Source organism: Streptomyces sp. NPDC001410 (assembly GCF_042895235.1).
Classification (GTDB): Bacteria; Actinomycetota; Actinomycetes; order Streptomycetales; family Streptomycetaceae; genus Streptomyces.
Window position 1 is genome coordinate 1 of the sequence record NZ_JBIAWE010000033.1, and the last position, 18415, is coordinate 18415.

Consider the following 18415-nt stretch of genomic DNA (forward strand, 5'->3'; position numbering starts at 1 on the left):
TCCTCCACACCTACAACCACCACCGCTGCCACACCGCACTCGGCGGCCAGCCACCGATCAGCCGCGTGAACAACGCTGCGGGTCAATACACCTAGGGAGTGGGCCGCTGTCGCGGTGGGCCCCAGGTGTCGCCGCCCGGGGAGCCGTCCTCCCCCAGGCGCAGCTCCAGGCGGCTGATCGCCGCCCGTACGCCGTTGCCGTAGCCGTCGTCGGTCAGGGAGCCGGCGGCCCGGCGGGCCCGGCGCAGATGGCTGCGGGCGGCCTCGGCGCGGCCCAGCTTGACGTAGTCGGCGGCCAGGTTGACGTGGAGCGAGGGGAAGAAGGCGCGGACGCTCAGCGGGTCACCGGCGCCGCGGCCGTCCGCCAGCTCCTCCGCCGCCGACAACGCCCTGAGGTCCCAGGCCAGTTCGTCGCCGGGGTCGTCCTGGGTGTCGGCCAGGTAGTGGGCCAGGGTGCAGCGGTGCAGCGGGGCGCCGTCCTCGCCGATCTCCGCCCACAGCTGGAGGAAGCGGTGCCGGGCCTCCTCGCGGTCGCCGCCGTGATGCAGCATCACGACCTGCCCGATCCGCGTCAGCACGGCATCCGGCGCCGCCTGCTCCTGTCTGTCCGCCACCACGTCCTCCGGGGCCGTCGTCGGCTGTCTGGCCGGCTGTCCGGTCATCTGTCCGTCCCGACGCTAACCGGCGGGCACGACAATCCCGGGCAGGCGGCCCCGTACGACACGGGGCCGCCCGCGGGGCGGGTTAGAGGGTGTCTTCTGGATCACGCCGGCGACGCGGGGCCTGGCACGCACATCTGCCGCGTTGTCGTCACTCGCCGACTCCCCCACGCCCGGCTGCGCTGGCGCGGGGGACCCCCATCGCGTCGACTCCCTCCTCCGCCTTGCAGCTGCACGCACCAGACCCCGCTCGGGTCGGCCTCAGCCCAGGTTCGGAATGGTCCAGTCGATCGCCTCGTGGCCCTGTGCGGCGATCGCCTCGTTGATCTGTGTGAACGGGCGGGAGCCGAAGAACTTCTTCGCGGACAGGGGCGAGGGGTGCGCGCCCTTGACCACCACGTGCCGGGTCTCGTCGATCAGCGGGAGCTTCTTCTGCGCGTAGTTGCCCCACAGCACGAAGACCGCCGGGTCGGGCCGGGAGGCGACCGCGCGGATGACGGCGTCGGTGAACTTCTCCCAGCCCTTGCCCTTGTGCGAGTTGGCCTCGCCGGCCCGGACGGTGAGCACCGCGTTGAGCAGCAGCACGCCCTGCTCGGCCCACGGCATCAGATAGCCGTTGTCCGGGACGGGCAGGCCCAGCTCCTCCTTCATCTCCTTGTAGATGTTCCGGAGGGAGGGCGGGGTCTTCACCCCCGGGCGAACCGAGAAGCACAGGCCGTGGCCCTGGCCCTCGCCGTGGTACGGGTCCTGGCCGAGGACGAGGACCTTGACCTTCTCGTACGGCGTCGCCGCCAGCGCGGCGAAGACCTCGTCGCGCGGCGGGTAGACGGGACCGTTCGCCCGCTCCTCCTCGACGAACTCGATCAGCTCCTTGAAGTAGGGCTGCTGCAGCTCGTCGCCCAGAACCCCGCGCCAGGACTCGGGCAGCATGGCGATGTCGGTCACGTCAACGTCCTCACGATGTGCGGTCACTTGCCGGCTCAAGAACCTACAGGCGACCACTGACAACCGCTGCCGTGAGCCGGAATCACCAGCTGGTCTTGCGGTGCAGCTCCCACATCATCATGATCGTCGACGGGTCGAGGGCGCGCTCGCCGCCGGACATGTCGTCGGTGGCCGCCACGTACTGCCGCCCCTGCCACAGCGGGATCAGCCGGGCGTCGTCCACCAGGATCTGCTGGGCCTCCTTGAGGTCCTTGACCACCTTGGCGCGGTCGCTCTGGGCGCGCGAGCGGGGCAGCAGCTCCGAGGTGATCTGCTTGGCGTCGTACGGCGTACCGAGGGCGTTCTTCTCGCCGACGAACGGCGCGATGAAGTTGTCCGCGTCGGGGAAGTCCGGGAACCAGCCGCGGCCGAACACCGGGTACTCGCCCTTCTGGTAGCCGACCACGTAGGTCTTCCAGGGGCGGCTCTTGAGGGTGATCGAGAACAGGCCGGAGGCGTCCAGCTGCCGCTTGATCTCCTGGAACATCAGGGCCGTCTCGGAGCCATAGCGGTCGGTGGTGTACCAGAGGGTGAGCGGGACGGGCTGGGTGATGCCCGCGCTCTGGAGGGTCTTGCGGGCCTTGGACACGCTCGGGTCGCCGAAGTCGTCGAAGAAGGCCGTGGTGTGGCCGGTGAGACCCTTGGGGACCATGGAGTACAGCGGGTCCACGGTGTCCTTGTAGACCTTGTGCGCGATGGCGCCCCGGTCGACGACCTGGGCGACGGCCTTGCGGACGGCGGGCTGCTTGGCCATCGGGTCCTTGGGGTTGAACACCAGGTAGCTGATGTCCATGCCGGCGCCGTCGACCAGCTGGAGGTCGGTGTTGCCGTGCCGCTGCAGGGAGATGATGTCGTTGGCGGCCAGACCGCGGTAGGTGACGTCGATCTGCTTGTCGTGCAGGGCCTTGACCATGGTGGCCGAGTCCTGGAAGTAGCGGATGGTCACCGCGTCGTTCTGCCGCTTGGCGAAGCCGTCGTAGTGGTCGTTGCGGACCAGGACGGCCTGCTTGCCCTCCTCGTAGGACTGCAGCTCGTACGGCCCGGAGCCGAAGACCTTGGTGTCCTTGCGCAGGGAGTTCGTGGGGTAGTCGTCGGGGTCGACGATCGACATGGCCGGGGTGGCCAGCACGAACGGGAAGGTGGCGTCGGACTGGTTGAGGTGGAAGACCACCTCGCGGTCGCCGACCGTGTCCACGCTCTCCAGGCTGCCGAGGAGTCCGGCGGGGCCTGCGGGGGCGTTGATGGTGCGGATGCGGTCGATGGAGTGCTGGACCGCCTTGGCGTCCAGCGGGTCTCCGTCGGCGAATCTCATGCCCTCGCGCAGCTTGCAGCGGTAGGTCCGGCTGCTGGAGTCGGTGAAGGAGCAGCTCTCGGCGGCGTCGGGCTGGGGCGTCGTGGCGCCGTTCGGGTAGGCGAGAAGCGTCTGGAAGATGTTCCGGTACAGCTCCCAGGAGCCGTCCCAGGCACCGGCCGGGTCGAGCGTGCTGGGGGCACTGGTGGTGCCCACGACGATGGGGCCCTTGCTGTCGGGATCGCCGTCGGACAACAGACTGCAGCCGGCAACCAGGGATATGGACGCGATCGCCGCGACTCTCCGCAGGAATCGGTTCCGGTTGAACACGCGCACGCTCCTCGATCTGCCATACCAAGGGTCGGCAGACCATACCGCAGCGTCCGGGCCTCTGAACCACCCCGGTGGCGGTCGTTCTTGATCGATTGTGCTATGACGACGTTGTCATTGCGCTGTGCGTACCGTGTGACGCGTTTCGGGCGCCGTTCCGCTGGGAAACGGCGCCCGAACGAGACGACCGGACAGAGCAGGTCAGGCGCCCACGCCGGCGTTGAGGAAGATGCCGCCGTCCACGACGAGCGTCTGGCCGGTGACCCAGTCGGACTGGGCGGAGGTCAGGAACGCGGCCGCCCCACCGATGTCGGAGGGCACGCCGAGCCGGCCGAGCGGGTAGGCGGCGGCCGCCTCCGCTTCCCGGCCCTCGTACAGGGCCTGGGCGAACTTGGTCTTCACGACGGCCGGGGCGATCGCGTTGACCCGCACCTTCGGCGCGAACTCGTGCGCCAGCTGCTGGGTCAGGTTGATCATCGCGGCCTTGCTGACGCCGTAGGCGCCGATGAACGGCGAGGGCGCGAGGCCCGCGATCGAGGCGATGTTGACGATCGCGCCGCCGTTGTCCTTCTGCCAGGCGTGCCAGGTCTTCTGGGCGAAGCCGAGCGCCGAGATCACGTTGGTCTCGAACACCTTGCGGGCGACGTCCAGGTCGAGGTCGGCGATGGGTCCGAAGACCGGGTTGGTGCCGGCGTTGTTGACCAGGAAGTCGACGCGGCCGAAGGCCTCCATGGTGCGCTCGACGGCCTCGGCCTGGTGGGCGAGGTCGTGGGCCTTGCCGGCGACGGCGATGACCCGCTCGGCGCCGAGCTGCTCGACGGCCTCCTTCAGGGCGTCCTCGTTGCGACCGGTGATGCAGACGCGGTCACCGCGGGCGATCAGCGCCTCGGCGACGCCGTAGCCGATGCCGCGGCTCGCGCCGGTGACCAGCGCGACCTTGCCGGAAAGCTCCGGGAGTTCAGTCATGTCCGTGTACCCCTGTGTCCCGAGTTCCCTAGTTGAGCGGTCCGCCGGCCACGTACAGGACCTGGCCGGAGACGAAGCCGGCCGCCTCGCCGGTGAAGAAGGCGATGGCGTTGGCGATGTCCTCGGGCTCGCCGACGCGCTGCACGGGGATCTGGGTGGCGGCGGCCTTCTTGAAGTCGTCGAAGCCCATGCCGACCCGGTCGGCGGTGGCCTTGGTCATCTCGGTGGCGATGAAGCCGGGGGCGACGGCGTTGGCGGTGATGCCGAACTTGCCCAGCTCGATGGCGAGGGTCTTGGTGAAGCCCTGCAGACCGGCCTTGGCGGCCGAGTAGTTCGCCTGGCCGCGGTTGCCGAGCGCCGAGGACGAGGACAGGTTGACGACCCGGCCGAATCCCGCGTCGACCATGTGCTTCTGGACGGCCTTGGTCATCAGGAACGAGCCGCGCAGGTGGACGCTCAGGACGGTGTCCCAGTCGGAGACGCTCATCTTGAACAGCAGGTTGTCGCGCAGCACACCCGCGTTGTTGACCAGGATCGTCGGCGCGCCCAGCTCCGCCGCGACCCGGGCGACGGCGGCCTCCACCTGCGCCTCGTCGGAGACGTCCGCGCCGACCGCGATGGCCTTGCCGCCGGCCGCGGTGATCTTCTCCACGGTGTCCTTGCAGGCGGCCTCGTCGAGGTCGATCACGGCGACCGCGCGACCCTCGGCGGCCAGTCGTACGGCGGTGGCGGCGCCGATGCCGCGCGCCGCGCCGGTGACGATCGCGACCCGCTGTTCAGTGGTGGACATTCCTGCTTCTCCTCGCCCTTGAGAGAACCTGTCTGGCTCTTGAGGGAGCCTGTGTGGTGCGGTGAGCGACCGCTTAGTACCTTCAGCACGAGTGACGCTAGAAGTCCTGGCACCCGGTGTCAACGGGACACCGGGTGGTGTGATCCATTACCTCACCAGGAGATCCAGCAGACGCTCGGTTTCGGCCGCCGGGTCGGTGGTCAGTCCGGTGTGCACGGGTCCGGGCTGGACGATGGTGGAGCGGGGTGCGATCAGCCAGCGGTAGCGGCGTCCCGGGTCGTCGCCGGCCGCCTGCCCGGCCTCCTCGCCGCCCGCGCAGTGACGCTCGATCGCGGCGAGCGCGGCCCGCACCCCGGCCACGTCGGCCTCGGGGTCGAGGGCGAGCAGCCGGGCCTCGTCCAGGTGGCTGCGGGCGCCGACGTAGGCCTGGGCGCGGCAGTAGACGACCACGCCCGCGTTGATGCACTCGCCGCGCTCGACGCGGGGGACGACCCGCAGCAGGGCGTACTCGAACACGTCCCGGTCGCCGCCCTGGCCCGCCCGGGTGATGTGGCGCTCGACCACATGGCCGGCCATGTGGATGCGGGTCTCGCTCACTTGCCCTCCTCGATACCGGTGATGCGCTCGGCGACGACGGCCGCCCGGGCGAGCAGCGGCCGCATGTAGGCCCGCCGCAGGTCGTCCGGGGTGTCGAAGCCGGGCTCGCCGGCCAGCCAGGCGTCGGGGATCTCGGCGGTGACCTCGGCCAGGAGGTCCTCGGTGACCTTGGGGGCCAGCTCCGCCGCGGCGGCGGTCACGTCCGGGGCGAACCGGGCGAGGGCGTGGTCGGAGGCGTCGTAGGGGCGGGCCGCCGAGGCCTCGACGGAGGGCCAGTTGTGGTGCCAGATCATCGTGGCGCCGTGGTCGATGAGCCACAGCTCGCCGCGGTGCACGAGGAGGTTTGGGTTGCGCCAGGAGCGGTCAACGTTATTGATCAGCGCGTCGAACCAGACGATCCGCCCGGCCTCCTCGGGGCTCACCGGGAAGGCGAGCGGGTCGTAGCCGAGGGCGCCGGAGAGGAAGTCCATGCCGAGGTTGGTGCCGCCGCTGGACCGGAGCAGCTCCTGCACCTGCTGCTCGGGCTCGCCGAGCCCCAGGACGGAGTCCAGCTCCAGGGTGACGAGGCGGGGCATCCGGAATCCGAGCCGGCGGGCGAGTTCGCCGCAGACGACCTCGGCGACCAGTGTCTTGCGGCCCTGTCCGGCGCCGGTGAACTTCATGACGTACGTCCCGAAGTCGTCGGCCTCGACGAGCCCCGGCAAGGAGCCGCCCTCACGCAGCGGCGTGATGTAGCGGGTCACGGTGACTTCCTTGAGCATCGCCCCAGGTTACTGGCGCGGGCGCCGCGCTCCGCCGACAGCGTGTCGACAGCTGTGGTTTACGGCCGCCTCATGCCCGCCGGGCAAGGATCTGGTTGCCCGTCTGAACAGGTGGTGCCCGTGGACCGTACCCCTGGACGGATCACGAGAAGCTTCGCGGAAGGGAACGCCCACATGACCAGCGCATCGATCAAGCCCGAAGCGGGACCGGCCCGTCGTACCGTCATGGCGGCGGCCGGAGCGGCCGGGCTCGCCGCCGCGCTGACCGCCTGCGGTTCGGACGACTCGTCGGACACCGTCGACACCGGGTCCGGTTCGTCCGGCACGACCGGGGCCACCGGCTCCACGGGATCCACCGGGGCCTCGCAGGACAGCGGTTCCTCGGCCGCGGGGGGTTCGGCCGGCGGCACGACGCTCGCCAAGACCACGGACATCCCGGAGGGCGGCGGCAAGATCTTCAAGGACCAGGGCGTGGTGGTCACCCAGCCCGCGGCGGGCACCTACAAGGCGTTCTCCTCGAAGTGCACCCATCAGGGCTGCGCGGTGGGCAGTGTGGCCGACGGAGTGATCGTCTGCCCGTGCCACAACAGCCACTTCTCCGCCGAGGACGGCAGTGTGAAGAAGGGTCCCGCGACCCAGGCGCTGGCCGCCGCGAAGATCACCGTCTCCGGCGACGAGATCAAGCTGGCCTGAGTCGCTTCACGGCCGCCGTCGCGGCCGTTTGAAGCAGCCGAGCACCTCGTCCGTGGACGTGATCGTGGCGACCAGGGCGAGGGTGTTGCGGATCAACGCGGGGGTGTAGTCGGCGGGCACACCCGCGATGGCGTCGGCCGGGACGACGGCGGTGTAGCCACGGTTGACCGCGTCGAACACCGCGTTGGGCACGGCCACGTTGGCAGAGACGCCGGTGACGATCAGGGCGCGGCAGCCGAGGTTGCGCAGCAGCGCGTCGACCTCGGTGCCCTGGATCGGGGACAGGCCGTGCAGCCTTCGTACGACGAAGTCCTCCTCGGTGACCTCGATCGGGGGCGCGACCCGCACCGCGGTGGTGCCGGTCAGCTGCTGGACGGGGAGCCGTTCGGCGGCGCGGAAGAGGCGGGCGTTGCGGTTCGCGCCACGGCCGTCCGGGCGGCGCTCGGCGAGGGCGTGGATCACCTGCACCCCGGTCTCGTGCGCGGCGGCGACCAGCCGGGCCACGTTGCGCAGGGCGCCGGAGGAGCGGGCCTCGCTGGCGAGTTCGGGCAGCGCGCTGTCCGGGCCGACCACCCCCTGCTGGCACTCCACGGTCAGCAGGACCGTGCTCGCCGGATCGAGCAGTTCGCCGAGTTCTTCGTACGACGGCATGGCGCCTCCGTTCGCCGAGGTGCGGGGCGGTGAGAGTAACCACAACGAGGCAACAGCGGAAGTCGACCCATTCCCTTTTCTGACGTGATGTCAGAGGATCAACAGCACGCGCAAGTCCTCTGGCACGACGTGGGAGAAGAGGGGGCCGTATGACCGTCACTCAGCAGCGCCGGGGCCGGAAGATCATGATGACGCCCGGTGAGCTGGACACGTTCCTGACCAGCCAGCGCACCTGCCGGGTCGCCACGGTCTCGGCGGACGGCGCGCCGCACGTCAGCGCGCTCTGGTTCGCCTGGGACGGCACCTCGCTGTGGCTGTACTCGGTGGTGCGCAGCCGGCGCTGGACCCAGCTGTGCCGCGATCCGCGCGTGGCGGTCGTGGTCGACTCGGGCGAGGAGTACGACCAGTTGCGCGGGGTCGAGCTGTCCGGGCGGGTGGAGTTCGTCGGCGAGGCGCCGCGCATCGGCGAGCTGTGCGCCGAACTCGACACGGCGGAGACGCTGTTCGCCCGCAAGAACTTCGGCCTGGACGAGATGCCGCACGACGGCCGGCACGCCTGGGTGCGGCTGACCCCGGAGAAGATCGTGTCCTGGGACTTCCGCAAGCTCGGGGCGTAGCGCTCAGCCGGACTGCCGGGCCGACGTGCGCAGGGCCTCGACCGCCGCCCGGATCGAGGGGCGGCGGTCGGCGTCCGCGCGCCAGACGACGTACACATGCCTGCGTACGCGCTGCTTGAGCGGGACCATGACGATGCCCGGCGGCACCGGGTCGCGACCCAGCAGCGGTGCGATGCACACGCCCAACCCGGCGGCGACCAGGCCGAGTTGGGTGTGGGTCTCGCCGGCCCGGTGGCCGACGATCGGCTCGATGCCCTTCGAGCGCAGCGTGAACATCAGCCACTCGTGACAGAACTCGCCCTCGCCCCAGGTGATCCACTCGTCCTCGGCGAACTCGGCGAGGTCCACCTCGTCCCGGTCCGCGAGCCGGTGCCCGACGGGCAGGGCGACGTCGGCCGCGTCGTCCAGCAGCGGAGCCTTGACGAGGCCGTCCGGCACGGGCATCGGCTTGTTGTACCAGTCGAGGACGACCGCGAGATCGAGGTCGCCGCGCACGACACCGGCGATGCCCTGCTCCGGTTCCAGTTCGCTGGAGCGCACCCGCAGCCCCGGATGCTGGGCGCGCAGGGCGCCGAGCGCGGTCGGGAACAGGCCGCGGGCGGCGGTCGGGAACGCCGAGAGCCGCAGTTCGCCGACGACCTGGCCGCGGTGCGCCTCCAGGTCGGACTGGGCCAGCTCGACCTGCGAGAGGATGCGGTCCGCGTGCTCGGACAGCAGCCGCCCGGCATCCGTGAGCCGCACACCCCGCCCGTTCTTGGCCAGCAGCTGCTGGCCGACCTCCCGCTCCAGCTTGCCCAGCTGCTGCGAGACCGCGGACGTGGTGACGTGCAGCGCCTCGGCGGCGGCACTGACCGAGCCGTGCCGGGCGAGGGCGTCCAGGGTGCGCAGGCGCTCCAGGTTCAACATGTAAGCAATCCTAAGAGATACCGAGTGGGAAATCTCGATTGTGCTACGAGGTTGCCTCCAGCATCGTTGATGCCATGAGCACGGTCACCGCACCCCGAACCCAGTCCCCCGCCCCTGCCCGCCCCCGCCCCCGCCTCGACTGGCGGCTGCGCTTCGGCGCCCTCTCCCTGATCTGGGGCTTCAGCTTCCTGTTGATCAAGGTGGGTACGGAGGGCTACGCGCCCTTCCAGGTCACCCTGGGCCGGCTGGTCTTCGGTACGGCGGTGCTGGCGGCGACGATGGCCGTGAAGCGGGAGCGGCTGCCGCGGGGGGCGCGGGTCTGGGGGCACATGGCGGTCGCCGCGCTCTTCCTGAACGCGCTGCCGTTCTCCCTCTTCGCCTACTCGGAGCTGACGATCCCCTCCACGCTGGCGGGCATCTGCAACGCCACTTCGCCGCTGTGGGGCATGGCACTGTCCCTGGTCGCGCTCTCGGAGGACCGGCCCACGCGGGTTCGCTTCGCCGGCCTCGGCCTGGGCTTCCTGGGGGTGCTGACAGTGCTCGGTGCATGGCAGGGGTTCCACGGGCTTGATGCCACGGGTACCGCCATGGCCCTGCTGGCCTCGCTGAGCTATCCGATCGGGTGGATCTATGTGCGGCGGACGCTGGCGGGGACGGGGAACTCGCATCTGGCAATGACGGGGGCGCAGTTGCTGTTGGCGACCGTTCAACTGGCCGTGGTGACACCTCTGTTCACCAGCCTTCCGGCGCACTTCTCGTTCGTTCCGCTGCTGGCGATCGCCGCGCTGGGGGCCTTGGGGACGGGGCTGGCGGTTCTCATTCAGTACGGGTTGGTCGCGGAAGTCGGGCCCACCACAGCCCAGATGGTCACGTACTTCATCCCGGTCATCGCTACGGCTGCAGGGGTGGCGATCCTTGGGGAGTCGCTCCGCTGGACCACGCCGGTGGGGGCAGTGATCGTTCTTGCGGGGGCTGCGCTCACTCAGGTGAAGCGGAAGACCTGAGGGGGCGAGGGGCTTGCGCGGGTGCGGGTGCGGGTGTTCGGCCTTCGCTACACATACGTCCTGGCCGGTGTCGGGCCCACCGCCGCCGCCACCGCATCCGCCAGCTCACCGGTCTCCTCCGTCTTCAGCGCCGAGATCGTGATGCGGATCCCCGGTGGTGCGTTCAGGCGGAAGCGGGCGCCCGGGGAGACGGCCCAGCCCGCGTGCAGCAGACGGGCCACCACGCCCGTCTCGTCGGGGACCGGGACCCAGACGTTCATGCCGCTGCGGCCGTGCGCCGGCACGCCACGTTCGGTCAGGGCCTCGATCAGGGCATCCCTGCGACCGCCGTACGAGGCCGCCACCTCGCGCGTGTCCACCGCGCCGTCGTTCCACAGCCGCACGACGGCCCGCTGGACGAGCAGGCTCACCCACCCGGCGCCCAGCCGCTGCCGCCCGCGCACCCGGTCCACGGTGACCGCGTCCCCGGTGAAGACGGCCAGGCGCAGATCCGGACCCCAGGCCTTGGCGACGGAGCGGACGAAGACCCAGTGGCGGGTGACCCCGGCGAGCGGGGACAGGGGCACATCGACGATGCCGTGACCGTGGTCGTCCTCGATCAACAGGGTCTCGGGGTACTCCCGGAGCACCGACCGAAGCGCACGCGCGCGCGTGGCGGTCAGTGCGGCGCCGGTCGGGTTCTGCGCCCGGTCCGTGACGATCAGGGCGCGCACCCCGGACTCCAGTGCCCGCCTGACGTCCTCGGGGCGTGGCCCTTCGTCGTCGACGTCGACGGACACCGTGCGCAACCCGAGCGCCGGGACGAGGTCCAGCACCCTGCCCCAGCCGGGGTCCTCCACCGCCACCTGGTCGCCCGGTTTGAGATGCGCGGCGAGGACCCGTTCAACGGCGTCCAGGGATCCGGAGGCCACGCCGATGGGGCCGTCGGGCACTCCGTCGGCGTCCAGGGCGGCGCGGGCGAGACGCGCCAGCTCCGGCTCCACCGGGTCGTGCCCGTACAGCACGGGTTCCCGGTCGCCCTGCGCGGCGGCCGCCGCGAACGCCTGAGCCAGGTGGGGCAGCAGCGCGGGGTCCGGGTTGCCGTCGGCCATGTCCCGCACGCCCTCCGGTACGGCCACCCGGATCTGCTCGCGGCCCGTCGTCGCCGGCTTCGGCCGGACCCTGCTGCCCCGGCGGCCGGCGGTCTCGATCACCCCGCGCTCCCGCAGGGTGCGGTAGGCGGCCGCGACCGTGTTCGGGTTCACCCCGAGCCGGGTCGCCAACTCCCGCATGGGAGGCAGCGGTTGGCCCGGCTCCAGCTCACCGGTGCCGACCGCGCGCTCGACACTGGCCGCAATCTCAGCTGCGCCGTGCCCCTGAATCGGATACTCTCCTAGCACAAAACCAATTATGCACTAGTACAATGGAGAACGCCATGCAGGGGACCCAGGAGACTCCGCCGAAGCCCGTCGCGTACACCCCGACCGACCGCACCGTGCCAACGCGATCCGCGCAGAAGGCGTCGTACGACAAGGACGTGGTGCACGCGATACTCGACGAGGGCTACGTCTGCCATCTCGGCTTCGTCCGCGACGGTGCCCCGGTGGTGCTGCCGACGCTGTACGGCCGGGTCGGCGAGCGGCTCTACGTACACGGGTCCACGGGTTCGCGCCCGCTGCGCATGACCGGTGAGGCGGACCCGGGCCTCGCGGTGTGCCTGACGGTCACCCATGTCGACGGGCTGGTGCTCGCCCGCTCCGCCTTCCACCACTCGATCAACTACCGCTCCGTGGTGGTGCACGGCATCGCGCACGAGGTCACCGACCCCGAGGAGCGGCGGCTGGCCCTGGACGCGCTGGTGGACCAGGTCGTGCCGGGCCGGGCCGCCGACTCCCGGCCCGCGAACAAGAAGGAGCTGGCCGCCACCGCGGTCATCCGCCTCGACCTGGACGAGGTCTCCGCCAAGATCCGCACCGGCGGCGCGAACGACGAGCCCGAGGACCTCGACCTGCCGCACTGGGCCGGGGTGGTCCCGCTCCACAAGGGCTACGGCACGCCCCTCGACAACGCCGACCTGGCGCCCGGCATCGACGTCCCGGAGTACGTGGCCGCGCTCTGAGCGGAGGTCAAGAGGGGACCGGCGCACGGCGGTCGCCGGCCCTCGGCGAAGGCCGGGCCCGCGATCCCGCGTCGAGCAACAGGAGGGTGCCGGTCGCCGTGGCGGGGCGCGCTGACTTCGTCTGTGGGCAGCGCCGTTCCACCCGGCACCCCATGCCGGGCGCCTTCTTCCCGGAGGCCCGCCTCAGGCGGCCCGGGCCGGAAGGGCGAGTGCGTTCAGCGGTATGCCCAGCGCCCTAGACAGCCGCACCCGGGGTGGACAGCTCCCGCTCCGCACCGCCCTGGGCCACCGGCTCGCTCGAACCCTTGCCCGGCGTGGAGGACTGGGCGATGAACGCGCCGAGGAGGACGACGGCACCGCCCACGATCTGCGGCGCCGACAGGTGCTCGCCGAGCAGCACCCAGGCCAGGACGGTCGCCACCACCGCCTCCAGGCAGGCGACGACGCCCGCGACCTGCGGGGACAGCCGTCGTACGGACAGCACGCCGGTGATGTACGCGACGACCGTGGCGACCAGGACGATCCAGCCGAGCAGGGCGAAGGCCGGGACGGCGGTGCCGTTCATGTCCGCGGAGCTGGCCAGCACCGACCAGTCCATGCTCCACGGGCGGGCCACGACGGTCAGGACGCCGGCCCCCACGAGCAGGCCGTAGGCGATGACGCCGAGCGGGTCCGGCGCCTGGTCGCCGGCCTCGCTGCCCTGGTCGGACAGGACGAAGTAGCCGACCTGGCAGCAGGCGGCGCCGAGCGCGAAGAGCAAGCCGATCGCATCGAAGCTCAGCCCCGACCACACCTCCACCACGCAGGCGAGACCGCCGGCCGCGAGCACCACGCCGAGGGCGGCGGCACGCGAGACGGGCCGGCGCTGCACGAACCGCACCCAGCCGAGCACCAGCGCAGGAGCCAGGTACTCGACGAGCAGAGCCACGCCGACCGGGATGCGGGAGAGCGCGGCGAAGTAGCAGGCCTGGACACCGGCGACGGCGAGCAGTCCGAACCCGGCGAGCAGCGCGGGGCGGCGGCGCACCAGGGCGCGGTGCCGCACGGCGAGCGGCAGCATCACCAGGGCGGCGCCGGCCACCCGTAGCCACACCACGTGGAGCGGGTCGAGACCTGCCTCTATCAGAGGTTTGGCCGCCACTCCGGATCCGCCGAAGGCCAGCGCGGAAACGAGCGCGAGACCGAGCCCGACACCCTTGCCGCGGCTGCCCTGACTGCTCTCAGACGTATGCACCGGCACATGATGACAGGCGCTGACATGAGCGTCACCCCCGGTGACACCTGTCTCAGGGGATGGACCTTTCCGGGCCGACAGGGGCGCCGGTGCGACGGTTCAGCAGGCCGCCTCGCCCTCGCCGGCGTACTCCCCCGCGCGGGCCTCGATCCGGGCCCGCAGGTCGCTTGCGGGGATGCCGGCGCGCTCCAGGACCGCGACGGCGCGGGACTCCGGGTCCACCACCAGTGCGGCCAGCAGATCGGTGCCGCCCGCGCGGGTCTCGCCGCGCTGCCGGGCGCGCCGGCGGGCGGCCTCCATGGCGGCGGCCGCGACGGGCGACCAGCCCCCGGCCTCCTTCGGTTCACCGCCGTACAGGGCGGGGTCTGGTACGACCGCGATCGCGCCGGAGTCCTCCACGCCGCTCTGCCAGCGCAGCCCGTAGCCGATGCTGCGCTGCACGAGGTAGCCGAACAGCCGGGCGAGCTGCGGGGCATCCCCGATGGCGGCGCGGGCCTCGGGGTCGGACTCCAGAAGGGAGTGGAGCAGATGGGCGGTGTCGATCTGCCGGTCGCCGTCCCGCAGAGCCCTGCGGCGGGCACCGGCGACCACGGCCGTCAGCTCGGCACTGAGCCCGGCGTCGTCGTCCATGGGCAGTCCGCCCTGGCCATGGGCGGGCTGACGGGCTATACGGTGTTGCACACCCTTACCCCATCAGCCCCAGCGGGCCGAGTCATCCTCGAGGGGAACCATTTTCGCGTCCCGCACAGAGTGGACGTCACCGGTCGGAATCTCATCCTTACGGAGGAGATCAGGCCACTCTTGGCCGCAGGCCCGGCCCGGAGAACACAATTTCTGACGATTCATCAGTATTGAATGTTCGAGGCCCTGAGGCTACGTTCCGCGACACCGAAGCCCGAAACGAAGGGGTGGTCGCATGGCCGAAGTCAGCGCCGAGGCACGCATCCAGGCACCGGCCGAGAAGGTGTGGACCCAGCTGACCGACTGGTCGGCGTACGGCGAGTGGAACGCGACCCACACCAGCTTCCCCAAGGGCGGGCCCGAGACCCTGGCGGTGGGCGGGACGTTCCAGGAGAACATGAAGCTGATGGGCTTCCCGGCGGAGGTCGACTGGACCATCGAGGAGCTGGAGCCGGCCCGGGTGTTCGCCATCCGCGGCAAGGGCCCGATGGCCGTGACCGTGGCCACCCGCTACACGCTCACCCCCGACGGCGACGCCACGACGGTCCGCATCGACGGCGAGTTCACCGGCGCCGCGGTGTCGCTGATGGCGGGCAAGCTCAAGGACTCGGCGACGGCCGCCCTGAACGAGTCGCTGCGCAAGCTGGGCGGACTGGTGGCCTGAGCCCGGGCACAGACACAGCAGACGGGCACAGAGACGGGCACGGGAAGGCGCCCCGCGGAGTCTCCACGGGGCGCCTTCCGTCGCCGTAGACCTCAGTCCTCGTCGGCGAGGATGAGGTACAGCTTCTTGCGGGCGTCGTTGATGACGGCCAGCGCCTTCTCGCGCTGTTCCTTGGTGCCGGTGTTCCAGACCTGCCCGAAGGCCTGCATCAGACCGAAGCCGGCCTGCCGGATCTCACCGAGGGCCTCGAAGTCGACCCCGCGCGAGGCCTCCTCCCAGGGGGCCTCCGGACCTTCCTCGGCAGCGCTGCGGCCGCTCTCGGTCAGGGCGAACAGCTTCTTGCCGCCCTCGCTCTCGCTGGCGATCAGACCCTCGTCCTCCAGCAGCTGGAGGGTGGGATAGACCGAGCCGGGGCTGGGCTTCCACGCGCCGCCGCTGCGCTCGGCGATCTCCTGGATCATCTCGTAGCCGTGCATGGGCCGTTCCTTGAGCAGGGCCAGGATCGAGGCGCGCACGTCACCGCGCCGCGCCCTTCCCCTCGGACCGCCCCGTCCTCGCGGCCCCCAGGGTCCCGGTCCGAAGCCGGGCCCGAACCCGGGACCACCCGGACCGAAGGGCCCGAAGGCACCCCGGCGCCCTTCGGATCCACCGAACCCGCCCCAGCCGTGCCGGCCCGGGCCGTCCTGACGATGTCCACGCTCAAAACCGTGGGTACGCATCACGATCACTCCATTCCATCGCTGATCAGTCACGTATCGATCGCGTTCCTTACGCGATGCCTCAACGATATATCGGTACCGATAGCGTGGCAAGCCCCTTCTCGGGGATGGCTCCCGGGTCGTCCCGGTGGGTCTCAGGCGTCCGCCCCGGCCGCCCGCAGCGGGCAGCCCGTTCCGACGCGGGACGTGAGATCGGCTCGCAGGGCCGCGAGTTCGGACATGCGGGTGTCGATGATGCGGATCTTGTCGGCGAGGAGTGCGGACAGCGCCTCGGCGCTGTCCGGGGCGTCGCGCAGGTCCGCGCCGTGCCGGGCGATCTCCGCGAGCGTGAAGCCGAGGGTCTGTGCGGTGCGGACGTAGTGCAGCCAGGTCAGCGTCTCGGGCGGGAAGTCGCGGTAGCCGTTGGACAGGCGGCGGCCCTCGATCAGCCCGATCCGCTCGTAGAAGCGGACGGTGTCCTTGGACAGGCCCGCCTGTGCGGCCAGTTCTCCGATGCGCATGGCTCCCCCGCCGCTCCCCGGACTTGACCTTGGAGCGTACTCCGCTGTTTAGCGTGAGCCGCGTCAGAGACGGACCCGCCCGAGGAGTTCTTCGTGAGCCTTTTCCCCGTCCCCCACCGCCCCGTCCCCCACCGCCCCGCCTATCTCCGCCTCGTACGGGCCAGCGGCTGGTACGACCTGCTCGTCACCGCCGGCTTCGCGACACCGTGGACGTACACACTGGTGCACGGCCTGCTGGCTCAGGCGGGTGACGCGGCCGGGCTGGGTGCCTTCCCAGCGCTCGACCCGATGCAGGTCCTGTACGCCAACCTGATGGGCTCGGTCGTGGTCGTCTGGTCCGTCCTGCGGGTCGTACGACCGCTGCCGCTGCACGGGCTCCTGGACGGGGTCGCGCGCACGCTCTTCGCCCTGTGGCAGGCGTACGCACTGGCGCACGGCGGTCCGCGGGTGCTGTGGCCGTTCCTGGTCGTGGAGGTGGCGTTCGGCGTCGCCCAACTCGCCCCATGGGTCACGGCCGGCCGTGCCGCCGGAGCGAAATCGGTCCAGGGCTCGTGAATTGGCCTTGGTCCCGCGGTTCCCGCGCCCCTAGCGTCGGGGCCATGCGCATCCGAATCGTCGACGCCTTCACCGACCGCCCCTTCGCCGGCAACCCGGCCGGAGTCCTGATCCTGGACGACGCCTTCCCGGGCGACGACTGGCTCCAGAAGATCGCTGTGGAGGTCAACCACGCCGAGACGGCGTTCGCGCACCGGCTGCCCGAGGGCGGAGCGGCGGACTGGGCGCTGCGCTGGTTCACGCCCGTCACCGAGGTCGCGATGTGCGGGCACGCCACCCTCGCCACCGCCCATGTCCTGTACACCACCGGTGCCCACGAGGGACCGGTGCGGTTCGACACCCGCAGCGGGGTTCTCATCGCCACGCCCGGTGCGGACGGCTCGATCACCCTGGACTTCCCGGCCGCCCCGCTCACCCCGGTCGAGATCCCGGCCGGGCTCGGCAAGGCGCTGGGCGCCGAACCGGTCGGCGCCCAGGACACCGGCCCCGACGTCGGCGACCTGCTGGTGGAACTGGCCGACGAGCGTACGGTCCGCGGGCTCGCCCCCGACTTCAAGGCCCTCGCGGCTCACTCCTCGCGCGGCATCATCGCCACCGCGCTCGCCGACGACCCGTCCCTCGGCTACGACTACGTGTCCCGCTGCTTCTTCCCGAACCTCGGCATCGACGAGGACCCGGTCACCGGCAGCGCGCACACCGCCCTCGCCCCGCACTGGTCCGCCCGCCTGGGCCGAAGCGACCTCACCGGTCTGCAGGCCTCCCGTCGCACCGGCCTGGTCCGCACCGGCCTGCGCGGCGACCGCACCCTGCTCACCGGCGGCGCGGTCACGGTCATCGAGGGCGAACTGCTCGCGTCCTAGGCCGTGGGCAGCCAGCCCACCTTGCCGGCGAGCAGGGCGTAGCCGACGAAGGCGCCGATGTCGAGCAGGGAGTGTGCGACGACCAGCGGACCGACCCGGCCCCAGCGGCGGTAGAGCCAGACGAAGACCACGCCCATGACCATGTTGCCGATGAAGCCGCCGATGCCCTGGTAGAGGTGGTACGAGCCGCGCAGGACCGCGCTGGCCACCAGTGCGGTCCCCGGGGTCCAGCCCAACTGCCCCAGTCTGCGCAGCAGATAGCCGACGACGATGACCTCTTCGAGGATCGCGTTCTGCAGTGCGGACAGGATCAGCACCGGGTACTTCCACCACACGTCGGGCAGCGCCTCGGGCACCACGGTGAGGTTGAAGCCGAGGCCGCGGGCGGCCAGGTAGAAGGCGATGCCGGTGCTTCCGATCACGGCCGCGACGCCCGCGCCCCGGCCGAGGTCGGGCCAGGGGCGGGTGCGGTCGAAGCCCAGCGTGCGCATGCTCTCGCCCTCGCGCAGCAGCAGGTGGGCCACCAGGGCCACGGGGACCAGCGCGCTGGCGATGCCGAAGAGCTGCCAGGCGAGGTCGAGCCAGGGGCGGCCGGGCGCGGCCGAGGCGTTGAGGGTGGCCGCCTGCTCCTTGAGCCCGCCCGGTTTGGTGACCGACCCGACGAAGCTGATCAGCGCGGACACCCCGCTCGCGCCCAGCGAGAGCCCCAGGACGAGCAGCGTCTCGTCGCGGAGGATCCGCCGCGAGAACCGCTCCCGCGGGTACGCCTCGGCCACCGGGTCAGCCTCCACGTGCACTCCTGCCTTCGGTCCGGTCATGCGAGGTCACAGCATGCCGGATCGACCTGTGGAGTGCG

Annotated in this window: 22 protein-coding genes; 7 read left to right on the top strand and 15 right to left on the bottom strand. The window is 71.2% G+C overall.

Annotated elements, in window-relative coordinates; translation table 11 throughout:
- Nucleotides 1–91 precede the first annotated feature (91 nt).
- The 7 genes from ACFY3C_RS43400 to ACFY3C_RS43430 form a co-directional block, all read right to left on the bottom strand.
- Nucleotides 92–613, bottom strand: a complete 522-nt coding sequence (locus ACFY3C_RS43400) for a hypothetical protein (protein ID WP_389186440.1) — start codon at nt 611–613, stop codon at nt 92–94.
- 306 nt (nt 614–919) lie between these two features.
- Nucleotides 920–1603, bottom strand: coding sequence for a uracil-DNA glycosylase (gene ung, locus ACFY3C_RS43405; RefSeq protein ID WP_390774843.1), 684 nt, complete (start codon nt 1601–1603; stop codon nt 920–922).
- A gap of 82 nt (nt 1604–1685) precedes the next feature.
- Entirely contained in the window at nt 1686–3263 is a 1578-nt protein-coding gene (locus ACFY3C_RS43410; RefSeq protein ID WP_390774844.1) for an ABC transporter substrate-binding protein, read from the bottom strand.
- A gap of 201 nt (nt 3264–3464) precedes the next feature.
- Nucleotides 3465–4229, bottom strand: a complete 765-nt coding sequence (locus tag ACFY3C_RS43415) for an SDR family oxidoreductase (RefSeq protein WP_381656680.1) — start codon at nt 4227–4229, stop codon at nt 3465–3467.
- Between the two features lie 28 nt (nt 4230–4257).
- Nucleotides 4258–5019, bottom strand: a complete 762-nt coding sequence (gene fabG / locus ACFY3C_RS43420) for a 3-oxoacyl-ACP reductase FabG (RefSeq protein ID WP_390774845.1) — start codon at nt 5017–5019, stop codon at nt 4258–4260.
- A gap of 147 nt (nt 5020–5166) precedes the next feature.
- Nucleotides 5167–5616, bottom strand: a complete 450-nt coding sequence (locus tag ACFY3C_RS43425) for a DUF3037 domain-containing protein (RefSeq protein ID WP_390774846.1) — start codon at nt 5614–5616, stop codon at nt 5167–5169.
- A complete protein-coding gene (locus ACFY3C_RS43430; RefSeq protein ID WP_390774847.1) occupies nt 5613–6377 on the bottom strand; it encodes a HipA family kinase in 765 nt (254 codons plus the stop codon). Before ACFY3C_RS43430 ends, ACFY3C_RS43425 begins: the two co-directional genes overlap by 4 nt.
- 174 nt (nt 6378–6551) lie before the next feature.
- Here ACFY3C_RS43430 and ACFY3C_RS43435 point away from each other — a divergent pair, with 174 nt between their 5' ends.
- Entirely contained in the window at nt 6552–7070 is a 519-nt protein-coding gene (locus tag ACFY3C_RS43435; protein WP_390774848.1) for a Rieske (2Fe-2S) protein, read from the top strand.
- Between the two features lie 6 nt (nt 7071–7076).
- On the opposite strand, the gene ACFY3C_RS43440 is transcribed toward ACFY3C_RS43435, so the two are convergent.
- On the bottom strand, nt 7077–7721 hold the full coding sequence (locus tag ACFY3C_RS43440; RefSeq protein ID WP_390774849.1) for a cysteine hydrolase: 645 nt from the start codon (nt 7719–7721) through the stop codon (nt 7077–7079).
- A gap of 149 nt (nt 7722–7870) precedes the next feature.
- Between ACFY3C_RS43440 and ACFY3C_RS43445 the strand changes: the two genes are divergently transcribed.
- Nucleotides 7871–8338, top strand: a complete 468-nt coding sequence (locus ACFY3C_RS43445; RefSeq protein ID WP_390774850.1) for a pyridoxamine 5'-phosphate oxidase family protein — start codon at nt 7871–7873, stop codon at nt 8336–8338.
- Between the two features lie 3 nt (nt 8339–8341).
- On the opposite strand, the gene ACFY3C_RS43450 is transcribed toward ACFY3C_RS43445, so the two are convergent.
- On the bottom strand, nt 8342–9244 hold the full coding sequence (locus tag ACFY3C_RS43450; protein WP_390774851.1) for a LysR family transcriptional regulator: 903 nt from the start codon (nt 9242–9244) through the stop codon (nt 8342–8344).
- Between the two features lie 74 nt (nt 9245–9318).
- On the opposite strand from ACFY3C_RS43450, the gene ACFY3C_RS43455 reads away from it, so the two are divergent.
- The gene (locus tag ACFY3C_RS43455) at nt 9319–10248 is read left to right on the top strand and encodes a DMT family transporter (protein WP_390774852.1); all 930 of its coding nucleotides are present in this window, start codon (nt 9319–9321) and stop codon (nt 10246–10248) included.
- Nucleotides 10249–10295: 47 nt separating this feature from the next.
- On the opposite strand, the gene ACFY3C_RS43460 is transcribed toward ACFY3C_RS43455, so the two are convergent.
- Nucleotides 10296–11627, bottom strand: coding sequence for an aminotransferase class I/II-fold pyridoxal phosphate-dependent enzyme (locus ACFY3C_RS43460; RefSeq protein ID WP_390774853.1), 1332 nt, complete (start codon nt 11625–11627; stop codon nt 10296–10298).
- Nucleotides 11628–11662: 35 nt separating this feature from the next.
- On the opposite strand from ACFY3C_RS43460, the gene ACFY3C_RS43465 reads away from it, so the two are divergent.
- The gene (locus ACFY3C_RS43465; protein ID WP_390774854.1) at nt 11663–12346 is read left to right on the top strand and encodes a pyridoxamine 5'-phosphate oxidase family protein; all 684 of its coding nucleotides are present in this window, start codon (nt 11663–11665) and stop codon (nt 12344–12346) included.
- A 235-nt stretch (nt 12347–12581) separates the two neighbouring features.
- On the opposite strand, the gene ACFY3C_RS43470 is transcribed toward ACFY3C_RS43465, so the two are convergent.
- Together ACFY3C_RS43470 and ACFY3C_RS43475 are read right to left on the bottom strand one after the other, a co-directional pair.
- Nucleotides 12582–13586 (bottom strand): DMT family transporter, encoded by a 1005-nt coding sequence (locus tag ACFY3C_RS43470; RefSeq protein WP_390774855.1) that lies wholly within the window; start codon nt 13584–13586, stop codon nt 12582–12584.
- A 93-nt stretch (nt 13587–13679) separates the two neighbouring features.
- On the bottom strand, nt 13680–14261 hold the full coding sequence (locus ACFY3C_RS43475; protein ID WP_390774856.1) for a Clp protease N-terminal domain-containing protein: 582 nt from the start codon (nt 14259–14261) through the stop codon (nt 13680–13682).
- 235 nt (nt 14262–14496) lie between these two features.
- Here ACFY3C_RS43475 and ACFY3C_RS43480 point away from each other — a divergent pair, with 235 nt between their 5' ends.
- A complete protein-coding gene (locus tag ACFY3C_RS43480; protein ID WP_101417065.1) occupies nt 14497–14925 on the top strand; it encodes an SRPBCC family protein in 429 nt (142 codons plus the stop codon).
- Between the two features lie 92 nt (nt 14926–15017).
- On the opposite strand, the gene ACFY3C_RS43485 is transcribed toward ACFY3C_RS43480, so the two are convergent.
- Complete coding sequence (locus ACFY3C_RS43485) at nt 15018–15644, bottom strand: PadR family transcriptional regulator (RefSeq protein WP_390774878.1); 627 nt, start codon at nt 15642–15644, stop codon at nt 15018–15020.
- A 134-nt stretch (nt 15645–15778) separates the two neighbouring features.
- Nucleotides 15779–16144 carry a MerR family transcriptional regulator gene (locus tag ACFY3C_RS43490; protein ID WP_390774857.1) on the bottom strand — a complete coding sequence of 122 codons (366 nt, stop codon included), beginning with the start codon at nt 16142–16144 and terminating at the stop codon, nt 15779–15781.
- 93 nt (nt 16145–16237) lie between these two features.
- Here ACFY3C_RS43490 and ACFY3C_RS43495 point away from each other — a divergent pair, with 93 nt between their 5' ends.
- Both ACFY3C_RS43495 and ACFY3C_RS43500 read left to right on the top strand, forming a co-directional pair.
- Nucleotides 16238–16699, top strand: coding sequence for a hypothetical protein (locus tag ACFY3C_RS43495; protein WP_390774858.1), 462 nt, complete (start codon nt 16238–16240; stop codon nt 16697–16699).
- A gap of 44 nt (nt 16700–16743) precedes the next feature.
- Nucleotides 16744–17559, top strand: coding sequence for a PhzF family phenazine biosynthesis protein (locus ACFY3C_RS43500; RefSeq protein ID WP_390774859.1), 816 nt, complete (start codon nt 16744–16746; stop codon nt 17557–17559).
- Here the strand turns inward: ACFY3C_RS43500 and ACFY3C_RS43505 are convergent.
- Nucleotides 17556–18356, bottom strand: a complete 801-nt coding sequence (locus tag ACFY3C_RS43505) for a CPBP family intramembrane glutamic endopeptidase (RefSeq protein ID WP_390774879.1) — start codon at nt 18354–18356, stop codon at nt 17556–17558. The genes ACFY3C_RS43500 and ACFY3C_RS43505 overlap by 4 nt on opposite strands.
- Nucleotides 18357–18415: the final 59 nt, after the last annotated feature.